This is a genomic window from Bradyrhizobium sp. Pa8, assembly GCF_052588265.1.
In genome coordinates this window covers 1,021,240-1,038,660 of record NZ_CP176767.1, presented here as the reverse complement: position 1 = coordinate 1,038,660, position 17,421 = coordinate 1,021,240, and the positions used below count along the sequence as shown (strand labels likewise).

The window sequence follows — 17,421 nt, the reverse complement described above, 5'->3', positions numbered from 1 at the left end:
GCTAGCCCCGCTTGATGCGCGGGTCGATCGCGGCTTGCGCGATGTCGACCAGCAGATTGAGGAAGACGAAGAACAGCGCCAGGATCAGGATCGTGCCCTGCAGCAGCGGCAGGTCGCGCTGGAAGATCGCCGAGTTGAGCAGGAAGCCCGATCCAGGCCAGGAGAACACGGTCTCGATCAGGATCGAGCCACCGAGCATGTAACCCAGTTGAAGCCCCATCACCGCGAGCGCGGTGGGCGCGGCATTCTTGATGACGTGGCGAAACACGCCGGTTTCGTGCAGGCCTTTTGCGCGCAGCGCCTCGACGAAATCCTGCGAGAGGATATCGCCGGTCAGCGCACGCACGGTGCGGGTGACGATGCCCATCGGGATCACCGAGGTCGTGATCGCCGGCAGCACGAGATATTTCAGATGCGCCCAGTCCCAGGCCCAGGAGTTGGAGCCGTTCGGTCCGGCGCCGACCGCGGGCAGCCAGTTCAGCTGCACCGAGAAGATGATGACGAGCACCATGCCGAGCCAGTAATGCGGCACGGAGACGCCGGCGATGGCGAAGGAGGTCGCGACCTTGTCGATCCAGGTCTCGCGGAAATAGCCGGCGATCAGGCCGAGCAGGATGCCCATGGTGAAGCCGATGATGGCGGCCGCAATCGCGAGCGTGACGGTGTTGCTGACCGCGCGCATGACCTCGGCGAGCACCGGGCGCCCCGTCGCGATGGAGTTGCCGAGATCGCCGTGCAGCGCGCGCAGCAGCCACAGCCCGAACTGCACCGGCAGCGGGCGATCGAAGCCGTAGGCGGCGCGGAGCTGCGCCGCGAGCTCCTGCGAGGCGTCGGCCGGCAGCACGGCAACCAGCGGATCGCCCGGCGTGATGTGCACGAGCAGAAAGCACACCAGCGCCACGCTGATGACGATCGGAATGACATAGACGATGCGGCGAGCAATATAGGCGAGCACTGGTCTTCTTTCTTCCTTCTCCCCTTGCGGGAGAAGGTGGCGCGCGATCAGCGGGCCGGATGAGGGGTATCTATCCGCAGATACAGCGTTATCGAATGAGAGAGAGGGTCGCTCGCGGAGAGAGACCGCTCACCCGGCTTCGCTGCCGCGAAGCCACCCTCTCCCACAAGTGGAGAGGGTGCACTGAGCGTGTGGCGCGAACTACTGCATCGACACCAGCGAGAAGTCGATGAACCAGCTCTTGGGCTGCACGACGCCCGTCACCTTCGGGCTGATGGCGCGGGGGCCGACGTCGTGAGCGACGTAGAGGAAGGCGGCGTCGTCGACGGAGGCCGCGTGCAGCTCGGCGAGCGCGGCGTCGCGCGCGGCGGGGTCGAAGGTCTGGCGTGCCTTCTTCACCAGCTCGTCGAACTTGGGTTCGTGGATGAAGCCCCAATTGTTGGAGACCGGCGGCGCCATGCCCGATTGCAGGAAGCGCACCAGCGCGAAGAACGGGTCCATCGCCGCATAGGTGACGTTGGTCGCGTTCGAGCCGTTGGCGCTGGGGTCCTTGGCGCCGCGGCGCCAGTTGGTGAACAGCGTGTTCCACTCGATGACGTCGAGCTTCACGTCGAAATAGCATTCGGCGAGCGCCTGCTGGAGATATTCGTTCATCGGCAGCGGCTGCATCTGGCCCGAGCCCGACGCCGACGTCTGGATCTTCACCGTCAACTTTTTGCTCGGACCAAAGCCGGCCTCCTGCATCAGTTTTTGCGCAGCAGTCTTGTCGTATTTGATCTCGAAAGCCGGCTTTCCGCGCCAGGGATGGCCGGGCTCGAAGGTGCCGGTCGCCGGCACCATCAGGCCGGCGAGCAGGCCGTCCTTGAGACCTTCGCGATCGACGCAGAGGTTGGCGGCCTTGCGCACGCGGATGTCGTTCCAGGGCGAGCCCTCGACGCGCGAGAACTGCCAGGGCCAGACATGCGGCTGCTCATTGGCGTAGAGCTTGAAACCGCGCTGCTTCAGCTCGGGCAGCGCGTCCGGCGCCGGCGCCTCAACCCAATCGACCTGCCCCGAGAGCAGCGCCGCGGTGCGCGCGTTCGCCTCCGGCATCGGCAAGAGCACCATCTTGTCGACCTTGGGCACGCGCGCCTTGTCCCAATAGGCCGCGTTCTTGACCAGCTCGAGCCGCTCGCGCGGAGTGAAGCTCGCCATCTTCCACGGGCCGGTGCCCGCGGCATCCTTGGCAAAGGCAGTCCACGCGGCCTGCGACTTCGCCTTGGCGTCGGCGCTTTCCGCCTTGTCGTAGAAATGCTGCCACTTCGCCGGGCTCGCCATGAACAAATTGGTGAGGTTGATCGGCAGGAAGCTGTCGGGCTCCTTGGTGGTGAGCTCGACCGTCATGTCGTCGATCTTCCTGGCGGAGGCCAGCGTCGGCATGCGCGATGCGGTGACGCCGACCTGGCTGGCGTCGAACTGCGGCGCATCCTGCTTCAGCACCTTCTCGACGTTCCACACCACGGCGTCCGCGTTAAACGGCGAGCCGTCATGGAAGGTGACGCCGGGGCGCAGCTTGAAGACCCACTTGGTCTTGTCGGCGTCGTCGACCTTCCACTCGGTCGCAAGGCCAGGGATCACCACGCTCGCCTTGTCGGCAGAGGACAGGTCCCAGCCGGTCAGCGCGTCGTACATGGTGAGGCCGGTGAAGCGGTTGCCTTCAAAGCCCTGATCGGGCTGGCCCAATGTGCGCGGAATATCGGCAGCCGTCATGCCGATCCGCAGCACAGTCTCTGCACTAGCCGCGCGCGGCCACGCGGCCGCTGTCGTCAGAGCCAGCGCCGCAACCAGCGCCGCGCGTGTCGTCATCTTCATAAGCATCGCTTCAGTCCCTTTCCGGCTTCCGATGATTAATTTTGATGCAATCGTATGCAATGGCTATGCCAGCAGGCTAATTTATTCTGCAGATTGGCCCTGCTGCGACAAGTCCATGTTGTCGCGCACTGGCGCGAGCCCCGCGCTGCCTATTCTGGCATCAAGATTGCAAGTTTGGCCCTGAAATCTCCTGGGAGCTCTGGGCCATGCGTATCCGACTATCGACCTGCCTCGCCGTGCTTGCGCTGGCGTTATCCGCGATCACGGCGCGCGCCGAAACGGTGGTGCGCTACGGCATCTCGATGGCGGACATCCCGCTGACGACGGGGCAGCCCGATCGCGGCGCCGGCGCCTATCAGTTCACGGCATACACGATCTACGATCCGCTGGTCGCCTGGGAGATGGATGTCGCCGACCGCCCCGGCAAGCTGGTGCCCGGGCTCGCCACCGAATGGAAGGTGGATGATGCCGACAAGACCAAATGGCGGTTCACTTTGCGCAAGGGCGTGAAGTTTCACGACGGCAGCGAGTTCAACGCCGATGCGGTGATCTGGAATCTGGACAAGGTGCTCAACGACAAGGCGCCGCAATTCGACAAGCGACAGAGCGCGCAGGTGAAGACCCGCCTGCCTTCGGTCGCGAGCTACGCCAAGATCGACGATTTCACGGTGGAGATCACGACCAAGACAGTCGATTCCTTTTTTCCCTATCAGATGCTGTGGTTCCTGGTCTCGAGCCCGGCGCAATACGAGAAGCTCGGCAAGGATTGGGACAAGTTCGCGAGCCAGCCCTCCGGCACCGGTCCGTTCAAATTGACCAAGCTCGTGCCGCGCGAACTTGCGGAGCTCACGAAGAATCCGGACTACTGGAACAAGAAGCGCATTCCGAAGGCCGACAAGATCGTGCTGGTGCCGATGCCGGAAGCGCTGACGCGCACCAATGCGCTGCTCGCAGGGCAAGTGGACCTGATCGAGACGCCGGCGCCGGACGCCGTGCCGCAGCTGAAGGCGGCCGGCATGAAAATCGTCGACAACGTCACGCCGCATGTCTGGAATTATCATCTCAGCGTGCTGCCGGGTTCGCCCTGGACCGACATCCGCCTGCGCAAGGCGCTGAACCTCGCGATCAATCGTGACGAAGTCGTCGGCCTGATGAATGGCCTCGCAAAACCGGCCAAGGGCCAGGTCGATCCGTCGAGCCCGTGGTTCGGCAAACCGAGTTTCGAGCTGAAATATGATCTGGCTGCAGCCAAGAAACTGGTCGAAGAGGCCGGCTACTCCAAGGCAAAGCCGCTGAAGGCCACCTTCATCATCGCGCAGGGCGGCACCGGCCAGATGCTGTCGCTGCCGATGAACGAATTCCTGCAGCAGAGTTTCAAGGAGGTCGGCATCGAGATCGACTTCAAGGTGGTCGAGCTCGAGACATTATATACGCATTGGCGCAAGGGCGCGGCCGACGAGATGAACGCCGGCATCACCGCCAACAACATCGCCTATGTCACCTCCGACCCGCTCTACGCCATCGTCCGCTTCTTCGCCTCCGACCAGATCGCGCCCGTCGGCGTCAACTGGGGCGGCTACAAGAACCCGAAGGTCGACGCGCTGATCAGCGAGGCCAAGCAGACGTTCGATACCGCCAAGCAGGACGATCTGATCGCGCAGGCGCACGCGCTGATCGTCGACGATGCCGCGCTGGTCTGGGTCGTCCACGACACCAACCCGCACGCGCTGTCGCCGAAGATCAAGCAGTTCGTGCAGGCGCAGCACTGGTTCCAGGATCTGACGACGATCGGGACGGAGTGAGGGGGCGGCGGTGTCGTAGGGTGGGCAAAGCGACTTGTCCGCCGTAGCTCGTAGAGCGAAGGCGGAAGCGTGCCCACCACTTCGAGCGACGCGACGAGAGATGGTGGGCACGGCGCTTGCGCGCCTTTGCCCACCCTACGGGAGTTGATGTTTGGCGCAGGTAGCGTGGCGCCAAGCTACCGCGTCAAACACCGCTGTCGTCCCGGGGCGCGACGTCGTCGCGAGCCCGGGACCCATAACCACAGGGAGTAGTTTGACGAAGACTCGGAGTTACCAGCTCGCGCGATAACATCTCCCTGGGAGTATGGGTCCCCGCGTACGCGGGGAAGACACTTTCAGTGCAGCGCCGGCGATGGCCACACACTCACACCGCTACTTCGTCAGCAGCGCATACGCCCCGGTCCATCCCTCCGCCGGCGGATTGATCTGGAATTCCTTGATCCGCGCCTCGTACAGCTTGAACAGTTTTTCCAGCGTGTCGGCGTCCTCGCTGCGGCGGCCGCGCTCGATCGCGTCCAGCGCGCTCTGCCAGTCGCGGCCGCGGTAGCAGCCGAGCATCTCGATGGTGACGTTGCGCAGGCGCTGGAAGGCGCCCGAATGCATCACGTCCTCGCGGCCGGCGATGGCGTAGATCACCTCCGGCTCGGTCTTGCCCTTGACCATGATGAAGTCGAGTTCGAGGATCGCGAACTTGTCCTTGGCGGCGAGCGCGGTCCTGGAGCCGACGATGATCGGGAAACCGTACTCCTTCGACTGCCCCTCCAGGCGCGAGGCGAGGTTCACGCTGTCACCGAGCACCGAATAGTTCTTCTTCAGTTCGGAGCCCATGTTGCCGACGACGCCGATGCCGGTGTTGAGGCCGATGCCGACATTGAGCGGGATGTAGACGGGACCGCCGTCGACGGCCTCCTGCTCGCGCTCCTTGTTGACCACGTCGATCTGCTCCAGCATCTGGATCGCGGCCTCGCAGGCGTTGACCTCGTGCTCGGCATCGTCGAGCGGCGCGTTCCAGAACGCCATGATGGCGTCGCCCATGTACTTGTCGATGTAGCCCTTCTGATCGATGATGACGTCCGTCAGCGGCGTCAGGAAGCGGTTCATCAGCGCGATCAGGCCTTGCGGATCTTGCTTGTAGCTCTCCGAGATCGTGGTGAAGCCGCGCACGTCGGAGAACATGATCGTCATCTCGCGCTCCTCGCCGCCGAGCACGAGCTTTTCGGGCGACTGCGCGAGCTGCTCGACCAGGACGGGCGACATGTATTGCGCGAACATGCCACGGATCTGCACGCGCTGACGCTGCTCGCGCACGAAGCTGGCGAAGATCAGTGTCAGATAGATCGCGGTAGTCGAGAGCAGCGGATAGGTGAAGTCGATGAGGTAGCGGTCCTGCGCATAGAAGAACCAGGACACCCCGACCAGGATGGCGGCGAACATCGCGCCCGCGAGCACCAGACGGACAGGGCCGAGATTCGGCGTGAAGATGATGACGAGCAGGCCGATCACGAGCGCGGCGATCAGCTCGACGCCGAGCGCATAGTTCGGCTGCGAGATCATCGCGCCACTGAGCACGCTCTCCAGCACCTGGGCATGGATCTCGACGCCCGGCATGGTCGAGGACACCGGCGTGGTCTTGAGGTCGTTCAACCCGACCGCGGACGTGCCGACCAGCACCAGCTTGCCGGCGATCTTGCTCTGCGGCACGCTGTTGTCGAGCACGTCGGCAGCGGAGACGTAGATCGATGGGTCCTGGCGAGCATAGTGCACCCAGAGCTGGCCGTTCTTGTCGGTCGGAATCTCCACGCCCTTGAGACGCACGGCCCGCACGCCGGTCTTGTCGGTCCTGACCAGCAGCGTCGGCGTTCTCGTGACGACGCGCAGGATCTCGAGGCTGAGCGAGGGCATGATGTGGCCCTGCGCGCGCATGACCATCGGCACGCGGCGGATCAGACCGTCGCGCTCGGTCTTGATCGTGAACAGGCCGCGGCCGGCGGCGACCTTCTCGATCTCGGGCACATTGCGCAACAGGCCGGGGAATTCGAACAGGAAGCGTTCGGCGCCCTCCTCCCCGACCGTCGCCACGCCGGTGAAGGGAAGCGTCTTGTCGATCTCGGACGAAATGGCCGACTGACCTGTTTCGCCCAGCACCACCTGCGAGCGCTTGATCGCGTCCGAGAGGATCTGGTCGTTGGACGGCAGCTCGCGCAGCTTGGCGCGGGTGGCGTCGTCCAGAGAGCGCATCTGGCCCGCGACGAGATCCGGGTTGAGCCGGTCGGCCTCGGAAAACACCATGTCGAAGCCGATCGTCACCGCGCCGAGATTGGTGAGGTTGACAATCAGGTCGGCGATCCGCGTGCGCGGCCACGGCCACTGGCCGAGCTTGGCGAGGCTCTTGTCGTCGATGTCGATGATGGTGACCGGCCGCGCCGCCTTGTGGCGCGGATCGATCAGCTGGAACATGTCGAAGGTCCGCAGACGCAATTCCTGGATCGGCGGCGGATCCCAGACGCGAAAGCCTGCAAAGACGACCAGCAGCGCAAGGCACATCAGCCGCGCGAAGCCAAGCTTCCGCGCAAACCACCGCCGCAGGATCTTCAGACGTTTCATTCGGCTTGGATATCACGCTTTCGCGGCGAACGGCAGCGGATCTGCAGGCGGTCGCGGCGCCTGAAGCGGCCATCAGGCATGGACGATGAAGTCACTCGCCTGGACGTGGGCGACGCCCTTCAGGAGGATGCTGTCCGTTGCGTTGATCGTGATCAGGGTGTCCGCCGTCCCTGACGCGGTCACGTGCTGATCGATCCAGCTCTGAGGATCGGAAGTCACCACCGCCGACAGGTCGATCTTGTCCGTACCCGAGGTGAAGTTCACGATCGTGTCGTGGTTCGAACCGGCCGCGAATACGAACTGGTCCTGATAGCCGGTGCCGAAGAACACGTCCTTGTCGGCCGTGCCGGCGAGAGTCACCGGACCTTCCCCGGTCAGGTTGAAGATCAGGTTGACCTTGTCGCTCGCGCCATGGCCGTCGGTCACCGTCACCGCAACCGGGTCCGTCGCGGGCCCGTTTGGCTCGGCATAGGCCAGCGTCTGGAGTGCCGAGTTGACGTCGGCCAACGTGTCGCCTGCCGATGCGGGATCGACACAGCTACCGGAGGCCGCGGTCGCGGCGAGCGTGAACGTTTCATGGGCGCCGGCATCGACGTCGGTGACCGAGAGGCCGTGGACGAAGACCTTGTCTCCTTCCTGCGTGACGCTGATCTGGTCGGTGTTGATCGCCGGCGCGTCGTTCGTGCCGGTGATCGTGATGGTGACATCGGTCGTGGTCTTCTGGCCCGCGTGGTCATCGAGCGTGATGGTGGAGACGATTTTCGCGGTCTGGTCCTTGCCGAGAAAATCCAGCGCGCCGTCGGCGACCGAATAGGTCCAGCCGATCGCGCCGTTGTTCTTGTTGCCGGTCTGCGACAGGAGTGTCAGGGCGTGCTCGAGCGCGGCTTCCTGGCCGGTCAGCGCCAGGTGAGTCGTGCCATCTGTATCGAACCAGGTCACGGATTGGCCCGTGATCTCCGCCGTCGGCCGGTCGGTCAGGTCGATATCCTTGAAGTCGATCGAGCCGGTCGCGGCAGCCGGCGTGGGGTCGAGCGCGGCGGAGCCGGTCGTGTTCTCGCGCTCGGGGACGGTTGCGGTCAGCGTCGCGCCGAGCGTGGTGAAGACCGGCGCATCGTCATCTGCGTTGATCGTGATCAGCGTATGGCCGGTGCCGTCATCGCTGCCGGCGAAATGCGCGTGGCTGTAGTCGGCGCCGGTCAGCTTCAGGCTGATGCTCTGGCCGTCGTCACCAGTGACCGTCAGCACACCGCCGGTCGCAGGATCGGCATTGGCGACATAGACGGCGCTGGTGTCGGGGCCGTACTTGATGGTCGACAGGTCGATGGTGTCGGTCGCGGACAACGCCGCGATCGATCCGCCAAATGTCGACGTATCAATCTGAAGATGGGCGCCGTCGCCGGCGAGCGTGATCGTTTGCGAAACCGTGCCCTCGAGCGTCAGCAGCGCGCCAGCATCGACGGTGACCGAGCCGGTGCCCGACAGCGAGCCGAACAGCGTCAGGTCCCCGCCATGGACTTCGATGGTGCCGGTATTGGCGATGGTGCCCGAGATCGACGCCGTGCCCCAGCTATCGATGGTCGCATAATTCGCGATGCTCAGCCCGGTCCCGGAAATGGAGGCCCCATGCAGATCGATGTCGCCGTGATTGACGATCGAGGACGCATCGCCGAACACGCCGCTGCCGGCGACCGTCCAGGTGCCGCCTGCGTTGTTATTGAACGTGGCGGTGGCGACCGAGATATTGCCGTTGATGTGGCCGGTGTTGTTGATCGTGATCTCGCCGCCAGTCTCGACGATCGCATAGGTCGATGAGGTCACGCTGCCGGCATCGGCTGGCCCGATGGTGCCGGAGTTGATGATCGTCGCAGCGCCGGTGGCATTCTCCTGGATGGAGATCGCAGCGACGCCATCGGCGCCGACCACGGAGCCGGTGTTGGTGATGTGCGTCGAGCCGGTCGCGCCCGCATCGTCCTGGTCGACATTGATGCCGAACGAGGTCGTGCCGGTGATGTGCCCGTTGTTGGTGACGGTGACTGCGCCGTTGCCATGGGAGACGATGTCCAGACCGACCGCGCCGGAAACGCCGCCGCCGATGGTCGCCGTGATATCGCCCGCGCCGTTCGCGCCGTCATGCAGCACGATGCCGTTGCCGGTCTGGCCGGTGATGTCGCCTGATGTCGTCAGCGAGATGTCGCCGATGCCATTCTGAGTGACGACAATGCCGTTGGTCGCGCCGGTCAGCGTGCCGGTCGGCGTCAGCACAATATTGCCGCGATTGCCGATCGTCCCGCCCGAAGCGGTGAAGTCGAGCGCGTCGCCCTTGCCCGAATTGATGTCGGCATCGCCGGTGACCGTAAAGGTACCGCCGGTCGAGGCCTGACCGGCGATAGTGCCGGTAAAGGCATGGCTCGTCTTGTCGAGCTCGAGCGTATTGGTGCCGCCGGCGAAGGTGACGGTCTGCGCGTCCGCACCACCAAGCTCCAGCGTCGTGTTATCGTCGATGATCAGCGTGCCGGCGCCGGTGATGCCGCCGGACAGGTTGAGCGTGCCGCTCTGGACTTCGATGGTTCCGGTGTTGGTGACGCCGCCCGTGATCGTGTTGAGGCCGGCGACGCTGTAGAGATTGCCGGCATTGGTCACGCTGCCGCCATTGATCGAGACGTCGGTCAGATAGAGTTTTGACGCGCCGTCGACCGAAATGATGCCGCCGACGTTGGCGATGGTGGCGGCCGTGAGCTTCAGCGTGCCGCCGGTCACCGCCTCGATCAGACCGTGATTGGTGATGGCGTGGAGGATGCCGGGATCGATCGTCAGCGTGCCGCTGGTGACGGAGATCGTGCCAGTGTTGCCGACGTCGGCGTTGTCGATGGCGCTCGCGCCGGTCGATTCCAGCGTGCCGGCGATGGTGAGCGTGCCGCCGGCCAGGCTCGCACCGTTCAACGTCAGCGTCTTGCCGGCATCGACATTGACGGTGCCGTGATTGACGATCGCGGTGCCCGAAACGGTCGCGTCGTCGAGCGTCAGCGTGACGCCGCTCTCGACCGTGAGGGTGCTGATGCTGACCGTAGCCCCGCTGTCGATCTTGCTGGCACCGGTGACGTCGATCGTGCCGGCACCCTTGATGGCGCCGCCGCTGATCGTGGCATTGTCCAGCGTCAGCGCGGCATTTCCGTCGACGATGACGTCGCCGCTCGAATTGTCGACGGTCGAGCCCTGATCGATCGCGAGCGCGCCGTTGGCGAGCACTTCGATGATGCCGGCATTTATGACGGCCTCATCGCTGAGCGCATTGCGCGCACCGCTCGCCTTGAAGACGGCGTTGTTGTTCAGAATGCCGCCGCTAAGGACGGCATCGCCGGTCAGATCGATCTCACCGTTGTTGGTAATCGTGCCTGCGCCGCGAATGCCGGCGTTGAGGACGGGGCCCCCCTCGTCATCACCGCCGATGGTGCCGATCACCGCACCAGCTCCGTCGATGGTCGCATTGCTGACGATCAGCTTGCCGCTGGCATCAACCGTGATCTGGCCGTCATTGATAACGCTGGAGCCCTGATGGATCGTCAGCCAGCCGTTGGCCAGCACCTCGATCACACCGGCCGCGGTGTTGGACACGGTCTCGTGGGCGAACTCGACCGTGCCCTTGACGTTGACGGTGCCGGAATTGTTCAGCGTGCCGTTCTCGATCAGGCTGATGCCGTCGAGCTCCAGCGTGCCCAAAATGCTGACGGTGCCGCCATCGACCGTCGCGCTGTCGACGATCAGCGTCGCGCCGGCATCGGCCCTCAGCAAGCCGCCGGCATTGTGGATCGTGGCGAGCGTCTTCAGCGTGCCGCCGGACAGCTCGATCGTGCCGGAATTGGTGATCGTGGTGCCGCTGGCGAAATCACCGCCGCCCGCGAGCGTCAGATAGCCGGCATTGGTGAGCACGCTCGTGCCCAGAATCTCGGCCTTGCCGCCGACCGACATCGTTCCGGTCGCGGCGGTCGTGAGGATCGAATCGGCGCCCATGTTGAGCGCGCCTGATATCGTCAGCGAGCTCTGAACGATCACCTTCGGCGGCGGGCCACCGAAATCGTTCATCGTCACCGACTTGGCGTAGGCCGCGGTGTCGATCGTCACCGGATAGGACGGCGTCAGGCCGTGCAGCTGATCGGTGATGACGATGACGTCGTCATTGATGGTCGGGACCGTACCGGTTGCCCAGTTCGCCGCGTCGTTCCAGAAGCCGCCCGAGGGAGCGCCGGCCTTGTCCGTCGCAATCCACACCACCGCGGGCGCATCGGTGCCGGTGATGGTGACGGTGACGGTCTGCTGCGAGGTCGCGCCTTGCGAATCCGTCAGCGTCACGGTGTAGACCAGCGTCAGCGTCTCGCCCTTCGGGATGAAGTCGGCGAGATAGACCGGCAGATCGGCCAGCGACCAGTTGATGGTGCCAGAACCATCCCCGGTGCTGTCGGCACCCGCCGCGATCGCGACCGACATCGCGCTCTGGAACGCCGCGAGCGGGCCCGGCGGAACGGTGCCATCAGGCAGGGTCGCGCTGGTCAGCGCCACCGACACCGTATGCTTGTCGGTGAGATCGACGTCGTCGAAGTTCAGCGTGCCCGTCGTCGGCACATCGCTGGTAAGCGGGCCGCCCGGCACGCTGGTGCCGCCTTCGAAGGTGATGACCGGAACGCTGGTGGTGATCACCGGCTTGTCGTTGGTGCCGGTGATCGTGATCGTGATCGGGATGAAGGCGGTCTCGGGGCTGACCGAGAAATTGTTGTCGACGCGGACCATGTAGGTCAGCGTCAGCGTTTCGCCGGCAGCGAGGAAGTCGAAGACGTGGTCGGGGATCGTGTAGGTCCAGACCGCCGAGCCGTTGTTGTTGTTGCCGCTGTCGGCGACGACGTTGATCTGGATCTGCGTCGCCGCGATGTCCTGCTTCTGGAGCGCGGTGAGCGAGCCGGTGACGTCCTGGCCGGCACTCTTGTAGACATAGTTCGGCGCCTCGGCGAGATTCACGCTCACCGTGGGCCGGTCGCCCAGGTTCTGGTCGACGAAGGTGATCCGGCCGGAGATCGTGTCGGAGTGCGTCGTGTCGCCGGTTGTGTCCGCGCGTTCGGTCAGCGCGAACGCCGTCTTCACATTGCCGCTGCTATCGAGGCTGCGCGCATCGGGCTTGCCGGGGTAACGGTTGAAAGGCGTCGTGTGATCGCCGGACCCTTGCGTTCCCTGCGGATTGAGGTTCGTGAAAACCGCGGTCGCGATGTAGCCGGCCGGCGTCTTGATCACCAGGCCGTCGCTGGTCTGCGTGATCGTGTCGGTGAAGTTCGTGGTCAGCTTGGTGTTGGTGTTGTTGTCGGTGAACTTCAGCGTGAACACGTCCGTGATCAGCTTCTGCACGTCCGGCGACAGCAGCCCGTTGGTGATCGAGACGTTGCCACCGCTGATCTGGATCATCTGGCCGGCCTGGTTGACCGTCGCGATCGGCAGCAGCGTGACCTTGTCGAACAGGATGTAGGAGCCCGTCGTACCGTTCGGCTCGACCAGCACCTGGAAGCTCGCCTGCGGCTGCGGATCGCCGCCGCCGGCAGGAACGACGAAGTTGATCTGGGTCAGCACCGCCGTGCCGCGGATGCCCATGGTGGCGACCGGCGTGTCGATCTTCATGTCGCCGTGCTTGGCGGTCTCGCCGGCGACGAAGGTGATGGTGCCCGCGACCAGGCTCAGCAGCGAGGAATTGCTCGACCCGTTGGGGTCGTAGACCATCTCGTTCAGCACCATCCGCGCATTGGAGGACAGGCCGAACACGGTGCCGTCGATGAAGGTGATGCCGAGCGTCGAATCCGCGCCGGTCGAGACCACATCGCCCTTCTCGACGTTGTCGCCATTGTTCAGGGTGACCGAGACGCCGTTGCGGACCGCGGTCGCGCTGCCGGAGAGTTTCGTGACATGGCCGATGACCTGCGCGGCGGCGATACCGGGCGCGGCCTGCGCAACCTGGACGTGGCCCGTGAGTGCGTTGACGACGTCGCCAGTGAGGTGGGCGCCATCGGGCGAGGCGATCGCTGCGCGCTTGTCGCCCTTGAAATAATCGTGAACGACGAACTCGTGCCCCTCGTGGGACAGCACGAGGTCGAGACCTGCGCGCTTGAACTCGCCATTGAAGATCAGGTTCGGATCGGGAACAACGAACGTGCCGTCGGGCACGTGACCGTGCGCCTTCGCGATAAAGGGCTTGGCGATAAAAGGCTTGGCCGTAAAGGAATCGACATGAACGTCCGCGGCCGAGCGGGAACCCTCGCCATCAAGGGGAATCGTGGCGTCAAATTTGCCAGCGTAATTCAACCGGGCACCGCAAAAAGAGTTAAAATTTAAGTAAGTAACGACCGCCTAAGCTTGAATAGCATTACCAAGTCCTTAGCGAAACCATCTATTGCTTGTGTGATTCGCATCACTTGGCCGGAGGAGTCCCCCAGTAGCGGCGCTTTCACAGAGAAGCCGAAGTAATTCTTCAAATATTCCGAGGTCGGTTTTCGGCTTCTTTTCACGCATTTCCAGTCATCCAAAGTAATCAGTCGGTTAAATCAAACGACGGATACTTGTGTCATCTTTTATTCGTAGTGCCCCGCAGCATCCTGCGGCAAATACGGGACAGAATCTGTGACCCAACTAACAGAACCCGTGAAATAGCGGGCTGTTAGCCATAAGCGGTAGAATCAGCCCGCCCGCAACTTCTCCCTGCAATTGGTTCCATTTCGCGGCGACGGCGCCCTCCTAGCCGGCGAATCGTAAAATTTTACGCAATTTGGACAGGCCCGTTTCAGCCTGTCCCACGGTTTTGGGAGCCCTGCCGGGCGCATTAAGCAGAACAAAACGGCCCGTCTCGCACTATCTCCGCGAAAGCAACAAAGCCCGGCACGTACAGGTCGAGGGGGACCTAGCGAAGCCGGAAGGGGATGTCAGATGGAGACCGCTGCTCGCTCGCGCGCCTGGCGCGCTGTCCTTGTGCTGTGCGGACTGATCCTGCTCGGATCGGCCGCCGAGCTCCGCGCCGGCACGCTGCTGTCGCCTGGAGCCGGCGTCCTCGTGCGCAAATCCGCCGAGCCGTTCGGCGTGTTCGCCTTCGCCATCTCGTCCGGCAGCCTCCAGCAGAAATGGTTCGCGCTGAAGCAGAAGCTCGACGACGACATGGTGCAGCTCGCACTGTGCGACGGCGACCGGGACAATTGCGCGTCGCCCGCGGCGCTCAAGCTGATCGCCATCGTCGACCAGGCCCGCAGCCGCGACGGCCGCGCGAAGCTGGGTGAGACCAATCGCGCCATCAATCTTGCCATCCGGGCCGCCAATGACGGCGCCGACGACGTCTGGAGCTCGCCGCTCGCGACCTTCGCGCGGGGCGCCGGCGATTGCGAAGACTATGCCATCGCCAAGCTGGCTGCGCTGCGGCTTGCCGGATTTGCCAACGAGGACCTCCGCATCGTCGTGGTGCGCGACGTCAGGGCCGGCGAAGAGCATGCGGTTGCCGCAGCAAAGCTGGACGGCCACTGGCTGATGCTCGACAACCGCCGCATGGCGATGGTCGAGGACGACGCGGCCCAGACCTACCAGCCGCTGTTCGTGCTCTACCAGTCCGCCGTGATGAAATATGTCGACGAACCCGTACGGTTGTCGATGGCCGCGCCGGAGGCGCACTGAACCACCCGCCACAAAGCCGTTTCGCCGCGCGATCCGGGGCGCTAGCATGGCGCCTTTGCGGGGGCGACTGGAATGCGGTTCATCGTGCTGTCTGTGCTTGCGCTGCTGGTATTGCCGGCGGCACCAGGCTCCGCGCAATCGGGCCCATCCGACCGCTCCATCGCCGACAGGCTGCCGCTGTTTGCCCGAAACAACTGCCAGCAGATCCGCGATCCCGGCAATCAATTGATCTGCGGTGACGCCGAGCTTGCCGCCGCCGCCGAGAAGCTCGGCACGGCAATCGAGGCGCGGCTCGCCCGCCTGCCCGATCGCCTGCCCGCGATCGAGGAGAATGCGATCTGGATCCGACAGCGCAACCTCGGCTGCGGCATCGTCGGCCAGACCGCGATCCGCACCGACGATTTCGACCGCGTGAAGGCGTGCCTCCTCAAGGTCACCGAAGAGCGCGCCGCAATCGTGCGTGATCCTGATTTCGACTGTCTCGCGGCCAACACGGCCGCGGGCGCGCTGATCTGCGCGGACCCGTCGCTGGCGCTCACCGAAACCGAGCTCAACAGCCAGGTGCTGGGCCTGATCGGCAGGCTGGACCCGACCGCGGCCCGCTTTGCCTTCGCCGAATACGGCCGATGGACGAGAGAGCGCGATCGCAAGTGCAATCTCGTCGGCAAGGAGAACGTGCCGCTTGCCGAGCTTTCGTCCGCGGAAGATTGTCTCGCCGACCATCTGAAGCGCAAGACCGAGGAGATCGCCGCCGCCAAGGGCGATCCGAAGAAAGTGTTCGGCCGGCAGGTCGCGGCCCGCTCGCCCGACACCGATGCCGTCGATTTCTGCGCCGCGCGGATTCACGCCGCCAATTCGTGCGGCAATTTCCTCCGCATCAACCGCGTCTACGCGCTCGACAGCCAGGTGACCGACCAGGAGGCGCAGGTCACGGGCGAGATCGAGATGGTCGTGCTGGCGCCCTTCACCATGTGCAGCAAGGTCGCTTCCACCTGCACCGGCACCTGCTGGGACCCCAGGACCGGCCGTCCGCAGCCCGGCGTCGGCAGCAAGGAGCGATCCGGCGAGGCCTTCAACGTCACGCGCCGCCTGAGAATCCAGCGGACCTTCGCCTTCGTGAAAGCCGCCGACGGCTGGCGCTGCCGGGAAGACGAGCTGGCGCCGGTGAATTCGGGGACGGCGGGTGGGGGATCGTAGGGGCTCTTACCCTCCCCCTCCAGGTAGGGGAATCGCATATGGCTGCGGAGGGCTGTTGCCAAGCGGTTGGAACTGGATTCTTTGGGTCTCTCTCGCTTCCCGAGGGAGACCAGAATGCGCCAGCTCAAGCGCCTGCTTCGACCGCTCAAGGATCCTCGCGCCAGCAACGTTCGACACGATCTGGTGGAGATCATCGTCATTGCCCTGGCGGCAACACTGGCCGGCGCCAAGAATTGCACGGAGTTCGAGTTCTTCGGCAAAGGTCGAGAGGAGTTGTTGCGTCAATTCTTGCAGCTCAGATACGGCATTCCCAGCCACGATACGTTCAGTAACGTCTTCCGCGCTCTGGACCCTAAAGGGCTGGAGGCGGTTTTGCGCAAGTTCAGCAAGAGCTTCGGCGTCAAGGGCGTGGTCAGTATCGATGGCAAGGCGTTACGCGGCGCCTTCGCGCGGGGCCGGCAGGCCACGCCGCTGCATATGGTCAATGTCTGGGCGGCAGGCACACGCATGGCGTTGGCTCAGAGGAAGGCTCCCAATCGCAACGAGGTTGCCGGGGTTCTCGAAGTCCTGGCTTTGCTTGATCTGGATGGCGCTCTTGTCACAGCTGACGCCCTGCATTGCCGCCCCGACATTGCCCAGGCCATTCGCGACCGCAACGGGCATTATGTATTGGCGATCAAGAGCAATCGTGGTCGGCTCTTCAAGGCCGCCAAGGCGCTGCTGGACACTGCTCGGAAGCCAGCACGCGCGTCCCAGCCCAAGGCGTCGGCTCACGGCCGCATCGAACGTCGGCAAGCCGTCGTCGCGCCGGCACCGGATTTGGCAAAGCAATACGCCTTCCCCGCGATCGCTGCCGTCGGCCGCATCGACAGTTGGCGCTCCAGCACGGGCAAGACGGCCAAGCACACAGCTCGATACTTTCTGGCCTCACGCCTGCTGCCGGCCAAGAAGCTGCTGGAGGCCGTCCGCGCCCACTGGAGCATCGAGAACAACCTGCACTGGGTCCTTGACGTCCTGTTCGACGAGGATGCCTGCCGCAGCCGCAGGGACCACGCCCCCGAAAATCTTGCCGTCATCCGCAAGCTGGCCATCAATGCCCTGCAAGCCACGCCGGGTCCGGCACGAACGAGCCATAAAATGCTTCAGGCGAGGTGGAACAACGACTTCCTCCTCACTGTCCTTGCTCATATGCGATAGCCCTACCCTGGAGGGGGAGGGTCGTTACGCATGTAGCGAAGCGGAATGCGTAGCGGGGTGGGGTGACGGTCTCTCCACATCGAGCGCTGCCCGTGTTGAGAGATCACCCCACCCCGCTCGCGCTTTGCGCGA

Annotated in this window: 8 protein-coding genes; 4 read left to right on the top strand and 4 right to left on the bottom strand. The window is 64.2% G+C overall.

Translation table 11 applies throughout. The annotated features are described in order from the left end of the window. Position 1: 1 nt before the first annotated feature. Entirely contained in the window at positions 2-955 is a 954-nt protein-coding gene (locus ACKWRH_RS04825) for an ABC transporter permease (RefSeq protein ID WP_014498430.1), read from the bottom strand. A 201-nt stretch (positions 956-1,156) separates the two neighbouring features. Continuing rightward, positions 1,157-2,812, bottom strand: a complete 1,656-nt coding sequence (locus tag ACKWRH_RS04820; RefSeq protein WP_445219538.1) for an ABC transporter substrate-binding protein — start codon at positions 2,810-2,812, stop codon at positions 1,157-1,159. A gap of 200 nt (positions 2,813-3,012) precedes the next feature. Between ACKWRH_RS04820 and ACKWRH_RS04815 the strand changes: the two genes are divergently transcribed. Further along, entirely contained in the window at positions 3,013-4,608 is a 1,596-nt protein-coding gene (locus tag ACKWRH_RS04815) for an ABC transporter substrate-binding protein (RefSeq protein WP_445219537.1), read from the top strand. A 372-nt stretch (positions 4,609-4,980) separates the two neighbouring features. Here the strand turns inward: ACKWRH_RS04815 and ACKWRH_RS04810 are convergent, their stop codons facing one another. Further along, entirely contained in the window at positions 4,981-7,212 is a 2,232-nt protein-coding gene (locus tag ACKWRH_RS04810) for a CHASE2 domain-containing protein (RefSeq protein WP_445219536.1), read from the bottom strand. A gap of 72 nt (positions 7,213-7,284) precedes the next feature. Beyond that, entirely contained in the window at positions 7,285-13,545 is a 6,261-nt protein-coding gene (locus ACKWRH_RS04805; protein ID WP_445219535.1) for a VCBS domain-containing protein, read from the bottom strand. A 618-nt stretch (positions 13,546-14,163) separates the two neighbouring features. Here ACKWRH_RS04805 and ACKWRH_RS04800 point away from each other — a divergent pair. The 3 genes from ACKWRH_RS04800 to ACKWRH_RS04790 all read left to right on the top strand — a co-directional run bounded on the left by ACKWRH_RS04800 (position 14,164) and on the right by ACKWRH_RS04790 (position 17,289). After that, complete coding sequence (locus ACKWRH_RS04800) at positions 14,164-14,895, top strand: transglutaminase-like cysteine peptidase (RefSeq protein WP_445219534.1); 732 nt, start codon at positions 14,164-14,166, stop codon at positions 14,893-14,895. A gap of 72 nt (positions 14,896-14,967) precedes the next feature. Further along, positions 14,968-16,092 (top strand): lysozyme inhibitor LprI family protein, encoded by a 1,125-nt coding sequence (locus ACKWRH_RS04795; RefSeq protein WP_445219533.1) that lies wholly within the window; start codon positions 14,968-14,970, stop codon positions 16,090-16,092. A gap of 114 nt (positions 16,093-16,206) precedes the next feature. Further along, positions 16,207-17,289 (top strand): ISAs1 family transposase, encoded by a 1,083-nt coding sequence (locus ACKWRH_RS04790; protein ID WP_445215716.1) that lies wholly within the window; start codon positions 16,207-16,209, stop codon positions 17,287-17,289. Positions 17,290-17,421 lie beyond the last annotated feature (132 nt).